17 protein-coding genes are annotated in these 20155 nt (G+C 33.6%); 16 read left to right on the top strand and 1 reads right to left on the bottom strand.

Translation table 11 applies throughout. The features are described from left to right. Positions 1 to 85 precede the first annotated feature (85 nt). The 16 genes from gltB (at position 86) to OLM54_RS00675 (ending at position 18562) form a co-directional block, all read left to right on the top strand. Complete coding sequence (gene gltB, locus OLM54_RS00750) at positions 86 to 4603, top strand: glutamate synthase large subunit (protein ID WP_264536714.1); 4518 nt, start codon at positions 86 to 88, stop codon at positions 4601 to 4603. Positions 4604 to 4700: 97 nt separating this feature from the next. Then, positions 4701 to 6155, top strand: coding sequence for a glutamate synthase subunit beta (locus OLM54_RS00745; RefSeq protein ID WP_264536713.1), 1455 nt, complete (start codon positions 4701 to 4703; stop codon positions 6153 to 6155). Positions 6156 to 6388: 233 nt separating this feature from the next. Continuing rightward, positions 6389 to 7612 carry a diaminopimelate decarboxylase gene (lysA, locus tag OLM54_RS00740; protein ID WP_264536712.1) on the top strand — a complete coding sequence of 408 codons (1224 nt, stop codon included), beginning with the start codon at positions 6389 to 6391 and terminating at the stop codon, positions 7610 to 7612. 219 nt (positions 7613 to 7831) lie between these two features. Then, complete coding sequence (locus OLM54_RS00735; RefSeq protein WP_264536711.1) at positions 7832 to 8644, top strand: hypothetical protein; 813 nt, start codon at positions 7832 to 7834, stop codon at positions 8642 to 8644. An 82-nt stretch (positions 8645 to 8726) separates the two neighbouring features. Beyond that, the gene (locus OLM54_RS00730; RefSeq protein WP_264536710.1) at positions 8727 to 9482 is read left to right on the top strand and encodes a hypothetical protein; all 756 of its coding nucleotides are present in this window, start codon (positions 8727 to 8729) and stop codon (positions 9480 to 9482) included. 196 nt (positions 9483 to 9678) lie between these two features. Next, positions 9679 to 10125 (top strand): hypothetical protein, encoded by a 447-nt coding sequence (locus tag OLM54_RS00725; RefSeq protein ID WP_264536709.1) that lies wholly within the window; start codon positions 9679 to 9681, stop codon positions 10123 to 10125. Positions 10126 to 10926: 801 nt separating this feature from the next. Then, positions 10927 to 11331, top strand: a complete 405-nt coding sequence (locus OLM54_RS00720) for a helix-turn-helix domain-containing protein (protein ID WP_264536708.1) — start codon at positions 10927 to 10929, stop codon at positions 11329 to 11331. Positions 11332 to 11565: 234 nt separating this feature from the next. Continuing rightward, positions 11566 to 12015 carry a hypothetical protein gene (locus tag OLM54_RS00715; RefSeq protein ID WP_264536707.1) on the top strand — a complete coding sequence of 150 codons (450 nt, stop codon included), beginning with the start codon at positions 11566 to 11568 and terminating at the stop codon, positions 12013 to 12015. A 32-nt stretch (positions 12016 to 12047) separates the two neighbouring features. Beyond that, positions 12048 to 12413: a hypothetical protein gene (locus OLM54_RS00710; protein ID WP_264536706.1), complete on the top strand. Its 366-nt coding sequence runs from the start codon at positions 12048 to 12050 to the stop codon at positions 12411 to 12413. A 90-nt stretch (positions 12414 to 12503) separates the two neighbouring features. Further along, the gene (locus tag OLM54_RS00705) at positions 12504 to 12893 is read left to right on the top strand and encodes a VOC family protein (RefSeq protein WP_264536705.1); all 390 of its coding nucleotides are present in this window, start codon (positions 12504 to 12506) and stop codon (positions 12891 to 12893) included. A 90-nt stretch (positions 12894 to 12983) separates the two neighbouring features. Then, positions 12984 to 14171 (top strand): hypothetical protein, encoded by a 1188-nt coding sequence (locus OLM54_RS00700; protein ID WP_264536704.1) that lies wholly within the window; start codon positions 12984 to 12986, stop codon positions 14169 to 14171. 54 nt (positions 14172 to 14225) lie between these two features. Further along, positions 14226 to 14747, top strand: coding sequence for a tetraspanin family protein (locus tag OLM54_RS00695; protein ID WP_264536703.1), 522 nt, complete (start codon positions 14226 to 14228; stop codon positions 14745 to 14747). Positions 14748 to 14757: 10 nt separating this feature from the next. Beyond that, positions 14758 to 15438: a GNAT family N-acetyltransferase gene (locus OLM54_RS00690; RefSeq protein ID WP_264536702.1), complete on the top strand. Its 681-nt coding sequence runs from the start codon at positions 14758 to 14760 to the stop codon at positions 15436 to 15438. 85 nt (positions 15439 to 15523) lie between these two features. Further along, positions 15524 to 16387 carry an alpha/beta hydrolase gene (locus OLM54_RS00685; protein WP_264536701.1) on the top strand — a complete coding sequence of 288 codons (864 nt, stop codon included), beginning with the start codon at positions 15524 to 15526 and terminating at the stop codon, positions 16385 to 16387. Positions 16388 to 16539: 152 nt separating this feature from the next. After that, the gene (gene abc-f, locus OLM54_RS00680) at positions 16540 to 18132 is read left to right on the top strand and encodes a ribosomal protection-like ABC-F family protein (RefSeq protein WP_264536700.1); all 1593 of its coding nucleotides are present in this window, start codon (positions 16540 to 16542) and stop codon (positions 18130 to 18132) included. A 61-nt stretch (positions 18133 to 18193) separates the two neighbouring features. Further along, positions 18194 to 18562 carry a nuclear transport factor 2 family protein gene (locus tag OLM54_RS00675; protein WP_264536699.1) on the top strand — a complete coding sequence of 123 codons (369 nt, stop codon included), beginning with the start codon at positions 18194 to 18196 and terminating at the stop codon, positions 18560 to 18562. A gap of 1 nt (position 18563) precedes the next feature. On the opposite strand, the gene OLM54_RS00670 is transcribed toward OLM54_RS00675, so the two are convergent. Continuing rightward, entirely contained in the window at positions 18564 to 20099 is a 1536-nt protein-coding gene (locus OLM54_RS00670; RefSeq protein ID WP_264536698.1) for a YifB family Mg chelatase-like AAA ATPase, read from the bottom strand. Between the last annotated feature and the right edge of the window lie 56 nt (positions 20100 to 20155).

The raw sequence follows: 20155 nt of genomic DNA, 5'->3' as shown, positions 1-20155 counted from the left end.
TATTACAACAAAAATGTAAGTGAAAATAGATTTTTGATACATTATGTTTAACGAAATCTTTATTTTTGTAGAAAAAATATCAAGAATGAGAGTTAAAGAACAAGGGCTTTATTTGCCTGAATTTGAACACGACAATTGTGGTGCAGGATTTATTTGTAATTTGAATGGTATTAAATCTAATGACATCATTCACAAAGCATTGGATATCTTAATAAAATTGGAACATCGTGGTGCCGTTAGTTCTGATGGACGAACTGGAGACGGAGCCGGAATTTTATTTGATATCCCACATGACTTCTTTAAGAAGGTGTGTGACTTTGAAATCCCTGAAACGCGTGAGTATGCAGTAGGAATGGTTTTTTTACCAAAAAGCAAAAACCAGGTATCTTTTTGCATGAACACTTTCGAATCAACAGTGAAAGATCAGAATTTAAAGATCTTAGGCTGGAGAGATGTACCTGTTGAAGCTGAAAATTTAGGGCAGATTGCCGCAGAAAAAGAACCAACAGTTAAACAGGTTTTTGTTAGCAAAAACGGTCAGGATTTAACTGAACAAGAATTTAATGCAAAACTTTTTGCAGCTAGAAAAATTGCCGAACATGCTATTCGAGGATCAAAAACCTCTGAAAGTCACATGTTTTATTTCTCTAGTTTATCGACAACTACCATAATATATAAAGGTCTATTGATGCCGGAAGACATCAGCCGATATTATGTTGACTTAAAAGATCCCGACTTAGTGACTCGTTTGGCGCTTGTACACCAACGTTTCTCTACAAATACTTTCCCTTCATGGGATTTAGCACAACCGTTTAGATACATGTGTCATAATGGTGAAATTAATACACTTCGTGGAAACGTAAGTCGTATGCGTGCCCGTGAAGAATTAATGCAAAGCAAAGTTTTTGGTGACGACATCAAAAAATTATTCCCAATTATCTTAGAAGGAAAATCAGATTCTGCTTCGATGGATATGGTGGTGGAACTTTTATTGATGACAGGCCGTTCATTGCCGGAAGCCATGATGATGGTAGTTCCTGAAGCTTGGGAAAAACACCAAACCATGTCTGCTGAAAAAAGAGCATTCTACGAGTTTAACGCTTGTATTATGGAACCTTGGGATGGTCCAGCTTCTATTCCGTTTACAGATGGTAATGTAATTGGTGCGTTATTAGACAGAAACGGTTTGCGTCCTTCTCGTTATACTTTAACAAAAAGTGGTTTCGTAATTATGTCATCAGAAATTGGTGTACTAGATATCGATCCTGAAGATGTAATTCAGCACGGTCGTTTAGAGCCTGGAAAAATGTTTCTGGTAGATATGAACGAAGGTCGTATTATTGAAGACGAAGAAGTTAAAAAAGCCATAGTTACAAAACGTCCTTATAAGGATTGGTTAGATGCAAATTTATTGCCTTTAGCAAAAGTTCCGTACACGAATAATCCAACTCCGGTTGAGAAATTAGACTTCTTAACAAGACAAAAATTATTTGGTTATACTATCGAAGATTTAAAAACAATCATCAACCCAATGGGTGGTCAGGGAGCTGAAGCAATCAGTTCTATGGGTAACGACACGCCTTTGGCAGTTTTATCAGATCAACCACAGTTATTGTATAACTATTTCAAACAATTATTTGCTCAGGTTACCAATCCGCCTTTAGATGGTATTCGTGAAGAAATTATTACTGATATCAGTTTAGCAGTTGGTGGAGATTTCAATATTTTTGAAATTGAATCGAAACAATGTAAAAAATTAAAAATTCAGAATCCTGTTATTTCAAATGAGGATTTAGATAAAATCAGAAACATTGATCACGCAGATTTTAAATCGGCTACTATTTCTACTTTATATAAAATAGAAAAAGGAGTTAACGGTTTAGAGCGCGCGCTTGAAAAATGTGTTCAGGCAACGTACAAAGCTGTTTCAGAAGGATGCAATATTATTATTCTTTCAGACAGAGGCGTAAGCGAAGAATTCGCTCCAATTCCTATGTTATTGGCTTGTTCTTACATTCACCACTCCTTGAATATTTTACAAGTTCGTTCTAAATTCGGAATTATAATCGAATCTGCAGAGCCTCGTGAACCGCATCATTTTGCTTTATTGTTTGGATATGGCGCAAGTGCGATCAATCCATACATGGTAAACGAAATTATCCACGATCAGGTAAACCAAGGATTCATTACCGGAGTAAAAGCAGATTATGCTGTTGTAAATTACAACAAAGCGATTGCAAAAGGAATCGTTAAAATCATGAACAAAATTGGTATCTCTACATTACATTCATACAGAGCTGCTCAAATTTTCGAGATTTTAGGTTTAAACAAAACATTTACTTCTAAATATTTCCCTTACACACCTTCAAGAATCGAAGGAATTGGTTTGATCGAAGTAGAAAAAGAAGTGAAAAAACGTTTCCAAAAAGCATTTCCAAATTCAAAAGTTGCAAGTTTGCTTCCTTTAGAAATTGGAGGTATTTACAGATGGAGACGTGGTGGAGAAAAACACATGTTTAATCCAACTACAATTGCTAAATTGCAACAGGCCGTTCGTTTAAACAGCCCTGAAAGTTATAAAGAATACTCTAATATGGTCAATGAGCAAAGCTCTAACTTAATGACTATTAGAGGTATGTTTGAATTTAATAATTTAGATCCAATTTCTATTGATGAAGTAGAACCGTGGACAGAAATTGTAAAAAAATTCAAAACGGGTGCGATGTCATACGGATCTATTAGTAGAGAAGCGCACGAGAATTTGGCAATTGCAATGAACAGAATTGGCGGAAAAAGTAACTCTGGAGAAGGTGGAGAAGATCCTAAACGTTTTCAGAAAGAAATTAACGGCGATTCAAGAAACAGTGCAATCAAACAAGTTGCATCAGGACGTTTTGGTGTTTCGATCAACTATTTGACAAATGCTAAAGAGATTCAGATTAAAATGGCTCAGGGTGCGAAACCTGGTGAAGGTGGACAATTACCTGGAGAAAAAGTGGTGCCTTGGATTGCTGAAACAAGAAACTCTACGCCTTATGTAGGTTTGATTTCGCCTCCGCCCCACCACGATATTTATTCTATTGAGGATTTGTCTCAGTTGATTTATGATTTGAAAAATGCGAATCGTGAAGCACGTATCAACGTAAAATTAGTTTCTGAGGTTGGAGTTGGAACTATTGCTGCCGGTGTTGCAAAAGCTAAAGCTGACGTTATCCTGATTTCAGGTTATGACGGAGGAACAGGTGCTGCGCCATTAACATCATTACAACACACAGGTATTCCGTGGGAACTTGGATTAGCTGAAGCACAACAAACTTTAATCTTGAATGATTTAAGAAGTCGTGTAGTCCTTGAATGTGACGGACAATTGAAAACAGGTCGTGACGTAGCAATCGCTGCATTATTAGGAGCCGAAGAATTCGGTTTCGCAACTGCTCCGCTTGTTGCTTCAGGATGTATCATGATGAGAGCTTGTCACTTAAATACTTGTCCTGTTGGTATTGCAACTCAGGATCCTGAATTGAGAAAAAATTTCAAAGGAACTCCGGAGCACGTTATCAACTTTATGTATTTTATTGCTGAGGAATTAAGAGAAATCATGGCGCAATTAGGCTTCAGAACCTTGAAAGAAATGGTGGGTCAATCACAAAAATTAAATGTGAATAAAGCGATCAAACATTACAAAGCAAATGGTTTAGATTTATCATCAATTCTATACAAACCGGAAAAAGCTAAAACACAGCCAATTCACAATACAACGGAACAAGATCACGATTTAGAAAACGTATTGGATTTTGCAATTATCAAAGAAGCGATTCCGTCTATTTACAGAAAAGAAAAAACAAGAGTTACATTTAAAATTAAAAATACAGACCGTTCTGTAGGTGCTATTTTGAGTAATGAAATCTCAAAAATATATGGCGCACAAGGTTTACCTGATGACACTATTTTAGTTGATTTTGAAGGTTCTGCCGGACAAAGTTTTGGTGCATTTGCAACAAACGGATTGTCGTTTAAAATTCACGGAAACTGTAATGATTATTTAGGAAAAGGTCTTTCCGGAGGAAAATTGATTATCAAAGTCCCTCCTACTGCAACCTTCAAACCTGAAGAAAACATCATTATTGGGAACGTTGCCCTTTACGGAGCTATCACCGGAGAGGCTTATATTAATGGAATGGCGGGTGAGCGTTTCTGTGTGAGAAATTCTGGAGCAACTGCGGTTGTTGAAGGAATTGGAGATCACGGATGCGAGTACATGACAGGTGGTACAGTCGTTGTTTTAGGAAAAACAGGAAGAAACTTCGCAGCTGGTATGAGCGGTGGTGTGGCTTATGTTTACGATCCAAATCAAAAATTCGATTCAACTTTATGCAACATGGAAATGGTTGCATTTGATCCGATGGAAGAAGAAGACGTAACAAAACTAAGACGATTGATCAAAAACCATTCATTGTACACCAGCAGTCCATTAGCAAAAAGAATTTTAGCAGACTGGGAAAATGAGCAGAAACATTTCGTAAAAGTAATGCCAACTGATTACAAAAAAGCATTACAACGAATTGCAGAAGAGAAAAAAATAGAAGAATTAATAGCTGATTAAGAGGTTCTGAGTTACAAAGGTGCAGAGGTACTAAGTTTGAGTTTTTCAACTCACTTCTCACATCTCATATCTCACAACTAAATTTAATTAAAATGTCATGGGTAAAATAGGCGGATTTAAAGAATATAACAGAGCTGACGAAAGTAATTTAGCAGTAGCAGAACGTGTTTCGAACTACAACGAATTTACTATTCCGTTATCAGAAGAAAAGAAAAAAGAGCAAGGATCAAGATGTATGGATTGTGGTATTCCTTTTTGCCACAGCGCTTGTCCGTTAGGAAATTTAATTCCTGACTTCAACGACATGGTGCATCAGGAAGAATGGCAAGGTGCCTTAGAGATTTTACAATCTACTAATAACTTTCCGGAATTTACAGGTCGCTTATGCCCTGCTCCATGTGAGAAATCATGTGTATTAGGAATCATAAAAGAACCTGTTGCGATCGAAAATATTGAGAAAAACATCATCGAGAGAGGTTTTGATGAAGGCTGGATTAAACCACAACCGCCAAAAACAAGAACTGGTAAAACAGTTGCCGTTATTGGTTCAGGTCCTGCAGGTTTGGCAGCAGCGCAACAATTAAACAGAGCCGGTCACACGGTAACGGTTTTTGAAAGAGACAATGCCATTGGAGGTTTATTGCGTTACGGAATTCCAAATTTCAAATTAGAAAAAGGAATTATCGACAGACGTGTATTAATCCTTGAAGCAGAAGGAATCACTTTTAAAACCAATGTAAATGTTGGTGTAAACTTTAGTGTAGACGAATTAAACGCTTTCGATTCTATCGTATTATGCGGTGGAGCAACTGAAAGAAGAAGTTTGCCAACTAAAGGAATCGAAAGCAAAGGCGTTGTGCAGGCAATGGATTTCTTGACTCAACAAACTAAAGTTTTATACGGAGAATCAATTCCGGACCAAGTTAAAGCAACCGGAAAAGATGTAATCGTAATTGGTGGTGGAGATACAGGTTCTGATTGCGTTGGAACATCAAACAGACATGGAGCAAAATCTGTAACGAATTTCGAGATTTTACCAAAACCTCCGGTTGGAAGAAGCGAGTCAACTCCTTGGCCTTTTTGGCCTTTGCAATTAAAAACGTCATCTTCTCACGAAGAAGGCTGCGACAGAAACTGGTTAATTAACACTAAAGAATTCATTTCTAACAGTAAAGGCGAATTAACCGGATTAAAAACGGTTGAAGTGCAATGGAAAATGACTCCTGGTCAACGTCCTGAATTAATCGAAAAAGAAGGTTCTGAAAAAATCTGGCCTTGCGATTTAGCTTTATTAGCTTTAGGATTTACAGGTCCCGAGAAAACGTTAAGCGAACAATTAGGTCTTGAAGTTGATATGAGAAGCAACTATAAAGCAAAAAATTATCAAACAAATGTCCCGCACATTTTTACCGCAGGTGATATGCGTCGTGGACAATCTTTGATCGTTTGGGCAATCTCTGAAGGCCGCGAAGCAGCAAGAGAAGTAGATTTGTTCTTAATGGGCTCTACCAACTTGCCAACCAAAGGAAATGGAGATTTGCCGAGTTTATAGGCTTTTTTAAGGCTCAAAGATTCATAGTAACAAAGGGACAAAGGTTAGAGTGATCAAAGTAAAAACTTTGTTCCTCTGAGCCTTTGTCCCTTTGAACCTTAAAAAAATTTACAAAAATCTTTTTTAACCGACTTTTTGTTTAAAAACAAACAATTTGTTATAATTTGTTATTTTTCTACAAAAAATTTGCCGTTACTCAAAAGTGTAATAACTTTGCTCAAAATAGTTTAAAAATGCAAGCAAAAGATTTACTGCAGTTAGCAGACCAATTTGGAAGTCCATTATATGTTTATGATGCCGAAAAAATCCAATCTCAGTACAATAGATTAACGAAAGCTTTCTCTAAGGTAGAAAACTTGAGAGTTAATTACGCCATGAAGGCATTGTCAAACGTTGCGATACTTCAGTTATTAAAGAACATGGGGTCTGGTTTAGATACTGTATCAATTCAAGAAGTTTTATTGGGACTTCATGCTGGCTATGATCCTGACAAAATTTTCTTTACTCCAAACGGAGTTTCTCTTGAAGAAATCGAAGAAGTTGCCGCAATGGGTGTACAAATCAATATTGATAACTTATCTATTCTGGAGCAATTCGGAACAAAATATCCACAAATTCCGGTATGTATTCGTATCAATCCGCATGTAATGGCGGGAGGAAATGCTAATATTTCTGTAGGACATATCGATAGTAAATTCGGAATCTCCGTTCACCAAATACCGCATATATTGCGAATTGTAGAGAACACAAAAATGAGTATTGTAGGTATTCACATGCACACAGGATCTGATATTTTAGATATTGAAGTATTCTTGTATGCAGCTGAAATCTTGTTTGATACGGCAAAACATTTCAAAGATTTAGAATTCTTAGATTTTGGAAGCGGATTTAAAGTTCCTTACAAAAAAGACGATATCGAAACTGACATCGAAGAATTAGGTAAAAAATTATCAAAAAGATTCAATTCTTTCTGTGCTGAATATGGCAGAGATTTAACGTTGATTTTCGAACCGGGAAAATTCCTGGTGAGCGAAGCAGGTTTCTTCTTAGCAAAAGTAAACGTAGTAAAACAAACAACATCAACAGTTTTTGCTGGAGTTGACAGTGGTTTCAACCACTTAATCCGTCCAATGTTTTACGGTTCACAACATTATATCGAAAACATCTCAAACCCAAAAGGAAAAGAGCGTTTTTACTCTGTTGTAGGATATATTTGCGAAACAGATACATTTGCCAACAACCGCAAAATTTCAGAAATTACCGAAGGTGACATTCTTGCTTTCAGAAACGCCGGAGCATATTGTTTCTCAATGTCTTCAAACTACAATTCAAGGTACAAACCAGCCGAAGTTTTATGGAAAGACGGAAAAGGAATTTTAATCCGCCAACACGAAACATTCGAAGATTTGCTTAAAAATCAAATTCCGTTGCCAGAAGAAATTGCTGCAACAGTTTAAAATAAAAAAAAAGAATATCACTTTAATCCCGTTTCTTAATTGAAGCGGGATTTTTTTGTTTTATACTTTAGACTTTTATACTTTCGACAGCTTCTATTTATTCACAAATGTAGAACATATAAAGTTTATGCTTTCCAAAACAAAAATCACTTATATTTGAATAATCACTTATTGTTAAAATCATAGTCTATTAGTGTTCAAAATTATTCAAAAACTATTATGAATAAAATTTACTCAATATTTACAGAACTTAACATTAGCACTGTGGTTAATATTTTATCCGGCGTTGGAACATTCATTTCTAGCATAATTGCATTATTTGCTTTAAAAGAAGTTATGAAACAGCGTCGTGCAATGTATCAACCAAAACTTTATTTGAATGAATTTACTCTGGCCGTTAAAGGAAATCCTTTTTTAGAAAATCGATCATTTTATTATTTTCATCTTCATAATCTTCATGAGCCAGTAAACAAAAATGATACAAGTGGTTTTTCTATAATGGCTCAATTTTTCTTTGAAAATATTGGCTATGGAGTAGCAAGTAAAATTGAATATCAGTGGAATTTTGATTACAAAAAGGCATTAAAAGAAATATGTAATATAGATTCAGATTTTAATTATAGAATTGATAAGAGCGATAAATCAATTGTAATCACAAAAAATAACGAATATTATAGCTCATACAATTTTGATGATCTAAATATAATTAAAAAAACAGATTTTATTAAACCCGAAAGCTTGCAAAAAAACATTAAACCTACAACAATTCCAATTATAATAACAAGTTTATACATGGATTATGTAATGACAAAAAATAAAATGTATAGTGAAGTTTGCCAATCTTTTAGATCTGAAGAATTTATAGATTTCCCCTCTCTTGAGCTTGAATTATCTTATGAAGATATTGCGGGAAAAAGATATAAAATGATATATAATTTTAAATTAAATTGTTCAAATTCTTTTAATCAAAAGAATTTGAATTCAATAAATACAAAAGAAGAATTTGCAAATCTATGTTTTTATATTAAGTAATTATTTAGAGAAATATGCATTTTTTTTTTGATGTTAAATAATCTACTTTTACTACATTTTTTATAAATAAAAATTCCAAAACATGACATTTTTTGAAGAAGTAAAAAGGCCATTTAATTTAGTTACTATGTTTTTCACAATCGTATCCCTAATTTTATCAATTATATTTTATTATAATGGAATTAGAGATAAAGAAATTTCATATTCAATTAGCGAACCTACTGCCCTTATCTTTGATAGCAAGAATTCTTCATCTAGTATCAAATTAATAGAAAGAGATTCCATCATAATAACCGATAATGTATACTTACTTACAGGTTCTATCATAAATACAGGAGATCTACCAATATCTAAATCTGATTTGCGTAAAAATTTATCAATATTGCTTCCAAAAGCAAAAAGAATACTAGATTACAAAATAACAAAACAAAAAGACCCTTCAATCTCAAAATTCAACCTTAGCATTTTAAATAAAAATGCATTAAAAATACGTTGGAATTATTTTGATCCAAACGCTGGTTTCAATTTTCAAATTATTTATATAGGCAAAGAAGATCCAAATTTCACCTTAAATGGTAAAGTTTTGGGAATAGAAGAATTTCAAAAAATTAAATTAGATAAAGCAATTGATATTAAACTTTACTTAGGATTGGCTATTATGTATCTAATTTTAGTAGCCATGCTAATATGGCGTATAGCTAAAACTAGGGTAAATTACAATAGAAAAAAATATTACATTATCTATTGGGTGATGTTAAGTACAACAACATCAGTTTTAATATATTTGATAGTAAAAGTCATTAATATACAATTTGCATCAACTTTTATTTTAAAATAAAAAGATATTGGTAACGATTTTTTTTTCGCTCTGCGAAGTCTCTCGACTTCGCAGCGACAATAATAAGAGACAACACAAATCAAAAAAATATTGAAATGGATACGAAGTCGGGAGATTTCGCACAACACAAAACAACACCATTTTTTTACAATCCAAATCCTCTGACAAAACAACATATTTTATATAAATAATCATAATGAAAACAAAAGAATTAATTTACGCTAAATACATTTCACAACTAGAAGAAACATATTTTAAAGGATTTTATTTTGAAGCCGCATGGATACAATATGTTTTGCTTGAAGACAGATTAGTTTCACTTTTAAAAAATAGTGGGGGAAACTTAGATGCTAAAAATAAAGAAATTAGAATGATGGGGCCAAAACTAGGAAAACTTGTTGAGAGATGTTCAACTAGCTCAGTACTAAAAAATGAACTTGATAGAGATGATTTGATCAATAAATTAGATACATGGAAAAATTTAAGAAATACATTAATGCATTCTATGGTAGATGGCTCACAATCAATCAAACAAATTGAAAATGACATTCAAGAATTGGCAGAAACTGGTATAACATTGGTAAGGAACACAGCCTCAGCCGCAAGAAGAATAAAAAAAATAAATAAAAAAACTCCAATATAACACTATAGAGTAGATTTACAATCCGCGTTCGTAAAGCAAATCAATTTTGTATTATCCCATTTCTAAAGGTAAATGGGATTTTTTTACTCCACCAAAAACAAACTTCCATTAACTCAAATAAAAATATTATTTTAGCTTGGTAAACCAAAACCAAAAACCATTGAAATTACGATTCCCCTGTCGGTATTATTTCTGTTATTTACTACAACTATATTCAGTCAGACCATTGCTGATTTAAAACTAAAACCAAAAGAAATTCCTAAAAGCTATACTTTAAGCGACGGTCATATTTGTATTTCTCCGCAGGCTTGTAATTTTTATAATGATATCTCCCGCTAGCGCGAGCGTCCCGCTCGTGAACACAATCTTAAGATACCAACAATACAAAAACTTCACAGGCACGAGCGAGACGCTCGCGCCAGCAAGTGAAATCACACACTTAACTCGACAAAGTAAATCTCCAATAATAGAACGCGGATGACGCGGATTCGCTTCGCGAAAACACGGATTAAAACGGATTTTTCTCATGATCTTGTAACCCAATCTTGTCATTTCGACCAAAGGGAGAAATCACACACGTAACTCGACAAAGATTGGCGATTTTGCATGAGGAATTTCTTGTGTGATTTCTCCCTTTGGTCGAAATGACAAAACTTTACGAAACTAAAACACCAAAATAATTTCATCAGAAAAATCATATATTTGCTCTACACCAAAAAACACACAAACCAGTACCTCACCAAAAAAACATGTTTTTTACCAACCACTATTTTGTAAAAGAATTTTAAATATCTTTGAAGTATGAGCACAGCAACAAAACCTAAACACATTGGCAGAAATATTAGCCGAATCAGAGAGCTTCGAGGTATGAAACAAGAAGCACTTGCGGAATCAATTGGAGTAAGCCAACAAACTATTTCCAGCATTGAAACAAGCCAGGAAGTTGATAGTAAAAAACTTGTAGAAATTGCAAAAGTTCTTGGAGTTACGGTAGAAGCTATTGAAAACTTTTCGGAAGAATCTGTTTTTAATTATTTCAATACCTATTACGATACAAAAGATAGCGTAATTAATGCTGGTAATCTATGTTCAGCTAATAATTGTACATTCAATCCTCTTGATAAAGTTGTTGAACTTTACGAACGTTTGGTTCAGGTTGAAAAAGAAAAAAATGAATATTTAGAAAAGTTACTAAAAGAGAAATAATATTCTCAAAAGAACGTCTTTTATAAAAATTGTCCGCTCTTTGTCGAGTTTCTTGTGTGATTTCTCGTTCCTCGAAATGACAAACTATACGCATAGTAAACCCGACAGGTTTTTAAATCTGTCGGGTTTACTAATTTTAAATCCCTACACTAATTACAAATCAACATCATAGATTATTATTTTAATTCGTATTTTCGTCTGGTAAAATGTTGTCTACCCAAAAACTAAAAAACCATGAAAATTACGATTCCCCTGTCGGTATTATTCCTGTTATTTACTACAACTATATTCAGTCAGACGATTGCTGATTTAAAATTAAAAAGCAAAGAAATTCCTAAGAGCTACACTTTAAGTGATGGTCATATTTGTGTTTCTCCTCAGGCTTGTAATTTTTATACGGATATTGCCACGTACGCCAACTTTGTTGGAGTTGTAAAAAGCAAAGAAATTCAGAGTTTTAAAAGTAAAACAGATAGCGGTTCGATCATGTATTTTGAATTTGAAAACAGATTTAAAGGCGATAGTTTCCTGCAAGGATTATTGTGGGGAAAAGCCAAAGAACCAACAGACGAACATCCGGAAGAATATCTTGCAACAGGAAAATTTCTGATCATCTGGAGTTTTCGTCCTGACAGCGTCATCAAAGAAAAATCGGAAGCCAAAATTAATACGATTTTGCAATAAGTAAAAAGACATAATTCAATTAAATACACAAAATGAAACCACAAATACGAATCCTGCTTTACTCCATTTTATTCTTTTTATATCTTTCTTCAACTTCATCTTTACTGTTGTTGGGCGAAACATTAAAAACAGATCCTTACATCACTTTAGGCTGCGGTTTTGCTGTTCTAAATCTTATTTATGCTTTTTTCGCATTAAAATGGACGGTTTTATTAAATATAATCTGTTCTGTTTTAATTGCGTCTTTAGCGCTATTCTTGGCTTTGCAACTTGCAAACACACATCTATTTGTAAAGTATGATCCTTATTTGGTTAAAACAGCCATATTTACAAATGCTATTTTGTCTATTCTGTTTTGGGAGATTATTTATCAGGTAAAAATTAGAAAACAGCAATAATATATCAAATGTTAAACACACAGTAGTGCGTTTCCGTTCCAGTTTTAATTTAAAATTTCATAAATTTATGTACTTCTTAAAATAAATCTTATGAAAACTAAAAAAATATGGGCCAATTTAGGCGTCGAAGATCTGCAGCGAACCACTAAATTCTATAGCGAATTAGGTTTTAAACCAAACGGGACAAATACGGAACTTACCAGTTTTATGTTTGGAGAAAATGATTTTATCATTCATTTTTTTGTAAAAGAACGTTTTAAATGGGCGGTTAATGATGAAGTTGCCGACTTAAAAGAAGGAAATGAAATTATATTTTCTCTTTCGGCAGAAAGTACTGATGAAGTGCATCAATGGCTGCTCGCTGTTAAAAATGCCGGAGGACGAATTTTTGCTGAACCGCAAAGTTTTGAAAAAGGATATTTCTTTGGTTTTTCTGATCCCGATGGTCATAAATTTAATGTTTTATATTGGCCGAAATAAAATTTCTGCTTCTTAAATTTAAAAATTACATTATCTGAATTCGTCTAAAAACCAATATATTTACACCTTTAAAATCAATTGGTTTTTAGTATGAAAAAAATTATTTTACTCTTTTCAATTTTGTTTTTTGCCCTTTCTTCATGTGGTGTAAAAACGACGCAATCATTGTTGAGCGATGGAAATTACGATGCCGCTATTGATCGCGCGGTTGAAGCTTTAAAAACCAAAAAAGACTCAAAAGGAAAGCAAGATTATGTGTATTTGCTTGAAGAGGCATTTGCAAAGGCAAAAGACAGGGATTTGCGTGATCTTGAAATGATGACAAAAGAAGGTAATCCGGCTAATGCAGAACGGATTTATAATACCTATTTGCAATTGAATAACCGTCAGGAAAAAATAAGACCTTTGTTGCCCTTGCCTTTATTGAAGCTGGGAAAAAATGCTTCTTTTCCTTTTGATAATTACTCGGATCAGATTGTGAATAGCCGAAATGTGCTTTCAAAATATTTATATGACAATGCTTCGGCTCTTTTAAAATCAAAAAATAAAATGGATTTTAGACAGGCGTATGACAACTTATTTTATCTGGAAAGTATTAATCCGGGATATAAGAATGTAAAAAAAATGATGGAAGATGCGCAGTTTAAAGGAACTGATTTTGTCGATATTTATGCTAAAAACGAAACCAATATGGTGATTCCGAAACAGCTTCAGGAGGATTTATTGGACATTAAAACATACGGATTAAATGATAAATGGACGGTTTATCATAGCGTGAGACAAAAAAACGTGACTTACGATTACAGTTTAATTGTAAATTTTGTTCAGATCAATATTTCGCCTGAGCAAATTAAAGAGAAGGAATTTATCAAGGAAAGACAGGTGAAAGATGGTGTAAAAACGCTTTTAGACAGCAGAGGCCGTCCCGTGAGGGATAGTTTAGGCAAGGAAATAAAAGTGGATAATTACAGATTGCTTCGTGCAAATGTTTACGAATTCAGACAATTTAAATCCTGTCAGGTAACAGCAAAAGTTGATTTTGTCGATTTGAAAACAAATCAGTTAGCGCAGACTTTCCCCCTTACAAGCGAATTTATTTTTGAGAATATTTATTCGACTTACAAAGGCGACAGAAATGCTTGCGATGATAGTTATATGTCCTATTTTAATAAACGTCCTGTACCGTTTCCTAACAATGAGCAAATGGTTTTTGATACAGGAGAAGATCTAAAAGCAAGGCTTAAAGATATTATCGTAAGGAATAAATTTAGGGGATAAACAGCATAATTAATCCGTAATTCAGATAAAAACCAAAACTAATTAATAAACCAAATGCTTAAAAATTTTCTCCCTTTTGAAAAATTAGTCTATCGTTCTACATTAACCAAGGAAGAACTAACAGCACATCTTGAAAATGAAATTGAAGCCCAAAAAGCTTTTGGTTTTGGAGCTAGAAGACACACTTATTCTAAGCCTTACATTGGTAAAGTTCGAGATAATAGATTTGAGATTCAAAGAGCTATAAGTTACCGAAATTCATTTTCACCAATAATAAAAGGGGATATTAAAAATGATATAAATGGTTGTAAAATAAACGTGAGAATGAATCTGGAGGCTTTCGTACAAGCTTTTATGATAGTTTGGTTAGGCGGTGTTTCTCTTGCTTGTATAGCTGCATTATATAAAATAATATTTGATAATGATTTAGAGTCAGATGCTGGTTTTTTTATTTTTATTCCATTTCTTATGCTCGTAGTTGGAATTGTAATGGTTTCTCTTGGTTTTAAAGTAGAAAGTAAAAAAAGTATACAAGATTTAGAAGAAATTTTGAAGGCAAAAATAGTACAGTCATAAAATAGCAATAATGAAAACTTCAGAGGAAAATAAGCTGGATAACCCTGTTTGGTATTCTTTATTAGAAAACCATGCAGCATTTGCTCTTGATTATGGAAATACCAAATTCTACAATCCTGATTATTGCCCTTTTGGAGGTTTTATCTATTCTGAAAATAGTTCTAATGCGATAGATCAATATTCAGTTTTGTCCGATAATTTCTTTATTGTTGGTGAAAAACCTGAAATCTCTGATGCTGTAAAAATTGCGAAAGAATTAGTTTGTCTTCAAATGATTATTTACGATAAAATCGAACTTTCAATAGACGTCGAAATCGTAAAACTGACAGAAATTCACAATGAAATATTATGTGATTTAGTCAATTTGGTTCAGCCCGGATATTTTAAAAACAAAACGCCTTTACTTGGAGATTATTTCGGAATATTTAAGGATAATCAATTAGTTGCTATTACGGGAGAACGCATGAAAATGAATGATTTTACAGAAGTTAGCGCAATCATTACACATCCTGATCATACCGGAAAAGGGTATGCCAAACAATTGATTGCACATGTTGTAAACGCCATTTTTGATCAGGGAAAAATTCCGTTTTTGCATGTTGTCGAAACTAATATTGGCGCTATAAAACTGTATGAAAAACTGGGTTTTGTAACGAGACGAAAAATGAGTTTGTGGAATATTATAAAGTAATTAAATTTATTTATTGTCCTTTTTTACTCCTGTTTAATCCTAAATGAAATTTCGAAATTTCAATATCTATTCAAATAAAAACAACATGAATAAAATCCTAATTCTTCTTTTTTTTATTATCTCACCAGCGATTTTTGGGCAAACAAGCAAATCAACAGTTACGACTAAACCTTTTGTTTTAGGGGTAATTGAGGAAATTGATTCTAAAGAATTAGGCGAAAAAAGAATTATAAACATTTATTTTCCTGAAGGTTATAATCCTGCAGAAGCTACAAGATATCCCGTAATTTATTTATTGGATGGTTCGGCAGATGAAGACTTTATTCATATCGCCGGTCTGGTACAATTTAACAGTTTTGAATGGGTTAATCATGTTCCAAAATCAATTGTGGTAGGTATTGCAACTGTTGATCGAAGAAGGGATTTTACTTTTCCAACTACTATTTTAAAAGATAAAAAAGCCTATCCTACATCTGGTCATTCTGCTAAATTTATTTCTTTTATTGAAAAGGAATTACAGCCTATTATCGAAAAAAAATACAAGACCAATAATTCAAAAACCATAATTGGACAATCATTAGGCGGATTATTAGAAACTGAAATCTTATTTACAAAACCTTCGCTTTTTAATAAATATATCATCATAAGCCCAAGTTTGTGGTGGGATAATGGTTGTTTACTTAATGAAGATCAATTGCCCTTGCTTACTCTTTTCAAGCAGCCCATCGATATTTATATTGCAGTTGGCAAAGAAGGAATTACACCAACTGAAATACCCCGAGTTATGGAAGTTGATGCGAATTTGTTAGCGGAAAAAATCAAATCTGTTGAAAATAAAAATATAAATGTGCATTTTGAATATCTGCCTCTGGAAAATCATGGAACGATATTACATCAGGCTGTTTCTAATGCTTTTAGAGCTTTGTATCCAAAAGAAAATAAAGAATAAGCAAACTCAAAATAGTATAAAAAATATTTTATATATCTTTGCAATCATAAATCAACTACTTAATTCTATGTGAAATAAAATTTCTTTCAGACAATTATAAAAGCAATCTGCTAACGGTTTGCTTATTTGTTTATTCCCTAAAGAAAGAAATTATGCTTATTTTACAAAACATTTCATATTTACATACGAATAGAGATTTGCTGTTCGACAAAATTACTTTTACTGCCAATAAACAGGAAAAAATCGCTTTGATTGGTAACAACGGCGTTGGAAAATCAACTTTATTAAAAATTATTTCGGGCAAATTACAACCTTCTCAAGGTTTGCTTAAAGCAGATGCAAAACCATATTATGTGCCTCAGATTTTTGGGCAATTTAATCATTTGACTATTGCCGAAGCTTTGCAAATTGATGATAAATTCAACGCGCTTAAAGAAATTCTTGACGGTGATGTTACCGAAAAAAATCTGGAAATCCTGAACGACGACTGGACTATTGAGGATCGCTGTAATGAAGCTTTACAATATTGGCAATTGCAGGATTTAGATTTATCTCAAAAACTGGAAACGTTAAGCGGCGGGCAAAAAACAAAGATTTTCCTTGCGGGAATTTCTATTCATCAGCCTGAACTTATTTTGCTCGATGAACCCAGTAATCATTTAGATCTTGCAGCGAGAAATTTATTGTATAATTTTATTCAAAACACTTCGGGCACTTTGCTAATCGTAAGCCACGACAGGAAATTATTGAATCTTTTAAATGTGGTTTATGAATTATCCAAACATGGCATTACGATTTATGGCGGTAATTATGATTTTTATGCTGAACAAAAACAGATAGAAAACAACGCTTTATATCAGGATATTAATAGTAAAGAGAAAGCTTTACGAAAAGCCAAAGAAAAAGAACGCGAAACTCTCGAACGTCAGCAAAAACTGGATTCGCGCGGAAAAAAGAAACAGGAAAAAGCGGGAGTTTCGAGAATAATGATGAATACTTTGCGTAATAATGCCGAAAATAGTACCTCGAAAACAAAAAGTATTCACGCTGAAAAAATTGGCGGAATTACAGAAAATTTACACGAATTACGTGCTGGTTTACCAGAGATTGATAAAATGAAATTTGGTTTTGATAATGCCCGATTACACAAAGGCAAAATACTTTTTACAGCAACAGATATTAATTTTAGCTACAATAATGAATTGCTTTGGAAAGAAAATTTGAATTTTCAGATTTTAAGCGGCGATCGTATTGCTTTGAAAGGAAAAAATGGTTCCGGTAAAACAACTTTGATTAAAATTATTATCGGAAAATTATCTCCGCAAACAGGAACTGTTTATAAAGCAGAATCGACAATAGTTTACATAGATCAGGATTATTCATTAATAGAAAATCAACTTTCTGTATATGAACAGGCAGAAAAATATAATACTTCGGCTTTACAGGAACATGATATACGAATGAGATTGAATCGGTTTTTGTTTTCTCAAAATGATTTAGATAAATTATGCAGTTCTTTAAGCGGCGGAGAAAAAATGCGTTTAATGCTTTGCTGCTTAACCATTAGCAATCAATCTCCGGATATTATTATTCTTGATGAACCAACAAATAATCTGGATATTCAGAATATTGAAATTTTAACTCAGGCGATTAATGAATATCAGGGAACTTTGATTGTGGTTTCGCACGACGAATATTTTTTGGACCAAATTGATATTCAAAACAATATTAAGCTTACTAATTAAAACATTATTATTTTTAAATTTGTTTTTAGATATTAATAATCAACTTTAAACTATCTTGATCATGACACAAAATAAACAAACCGTAAACGAATATATGGCTGCTTTTAGAGTAAGCGATCATGAAAGAATCTTGGCTTGCCTGACTGATGATATTATTTGGGAAATGCCCGGAATTTATCAGCACGTTGGCAAAAAAGCGTTTGATAAGGAAATTGAAAATGAAAATTTTGTTGGAAGCCCCATTATTCATATCGTAAAACTGATTGAAGAAAATAATATTGTTATTGCCGAAGGTTCAGTTCAGGGCAGCATGAAAAACGGAGGTCTTCTGGACGCTGTTTTTTGTGATGTTTTTGAAATGGAAAACGGTAAAATCAAGAAATTAACTTCGTATTTAATGTCTAAAAACGCAAGTTTGAAATTTGAGTAAATTATCCAAGCCAGCCATCACGATCTAAACTTCGATATTGAATTGCCTCTGCAATATGAGAAGGAATAATTTGCTCTGCAGCATCCAAATCGGCAATTGTTCTGGCAACTTTCAGGATTCTGTCGTAAGCCCTTGCAGAAAGATTAAGTCTTTCCATAGCTGTTTTTAATAATTGTTTTGATTGTTCGTCGAGAGCACAAAATTCCCTGATTTGTTTGGTATTCATTTGTGCATTGTAATGAATGTTTGGTAATTCTTCAAAACGAAGCGATTGAAGTTCTCTTGCTGCAGTTACACGTTTTCTAATTTCAACGCTGCTTTCTGCTTTTCTGTCGTCTGATAATTTTTCGAAAGGAACAGGCGTTACTTCAATATGAATATCGATTCGGTCTAATAATGGTCCTGAAATTTTACTCATATAACGCTGCATTTCGTGTGGCGAAGATGTATTTGGCATACTCGGATCATTAAAAAAACCACTCGGACTTGGGTTCATACTCGCCACCAACATAAACGATGACGGATATGTTACGGTAAACTTGGCTCGCGAAATAGTCACTTCACGATCTTCCAGCGGCTGGCGCATTACTTCGAGAACATCGCGTTTAAACTCCGGCAATTCATCCAAAAATAAAACGCCATTGTGTGCCATCGATATTTCACCCGGCTGCGGATAACTCCCTCCTCCTACCAAAGCCACATTCGAAATCGTGTGATGCGGACTTCGAAATGGTCTTTGATTCATTAAACCAACTTCTTTTAATTTTCCGGCAACGCTATGAATTTTAGTTGTTTCTAATGCTTCTCGCAATGTCATTGGCGGTAAAATACTGGGTAATCTTTTGGCTAACATTGTTTTTCCGGCTCCAGGCGGACCAATCAAAATAATATTATGTCCTCCTGAAGCTGCAATTTCCATACAGCGTTTTATACTTTCCTGTCCGCGAACATCAGAAAAATCAAATTCAGGAAAATCGAGTGTTTTATAAAATTCTGTTCTCGTATCAATTGTTGTGGGTTCGATAGTTCCTTTGCCAGCAAAAAAATCAATTACCTGCTGCAAATTTTCAACTCCGTAAACATCTAAACCGGTAACAATTGCGGCTTCTTTTACATTTTGCTTTGGCAGAAAAAAACCTTTATAACCTTCTTCTTTTGCTTTTATTGCAATTGGCAAAGCTCCTGTTATAGATTGTAAACTTCCGTCTAACGAAAGTTCTCCCATAATAATATATTCTTCAATTGCCGGCGCTTTTATCTGATCTGAACCTACTAAAATTCCCATTGCGAGTGGTAAATCGTATGCAGAACCTTCCTTTCGCAAGTCGGCGGGCGCCATATTAATCGTTATTTTTTTTCCCGGTAAGGTTAATCCGTTATTTTTTAGAGCGGCAGCAATACGAAAACTGCTTTCTTTTATGGCATTATCAGGCAAGCCAACTAAATGATAACCAATCCCTTTGTCCATATGCACCTCAATCGTAATTGTGGTTGCTTCTACTCCAAAAACAGCACTTCCGTAAACTTTAATAAGCATAATATTTTTTATTAAATATTTCTAAATCTACTTAAAAATATTTAAATTATAGCTTT

It is taken from the genome of Flavobacterium sp. N1736 (assembly GCF_025947065.1).
Lineage (GTDB): Bacteria > Bacteroidota > Bacteroidia > Flavobacteriales > Flavobacteriaceae > Flavobacterium.
This window is presented reverse-complemented; position numbering and strand designations above follow the sequence as displayed.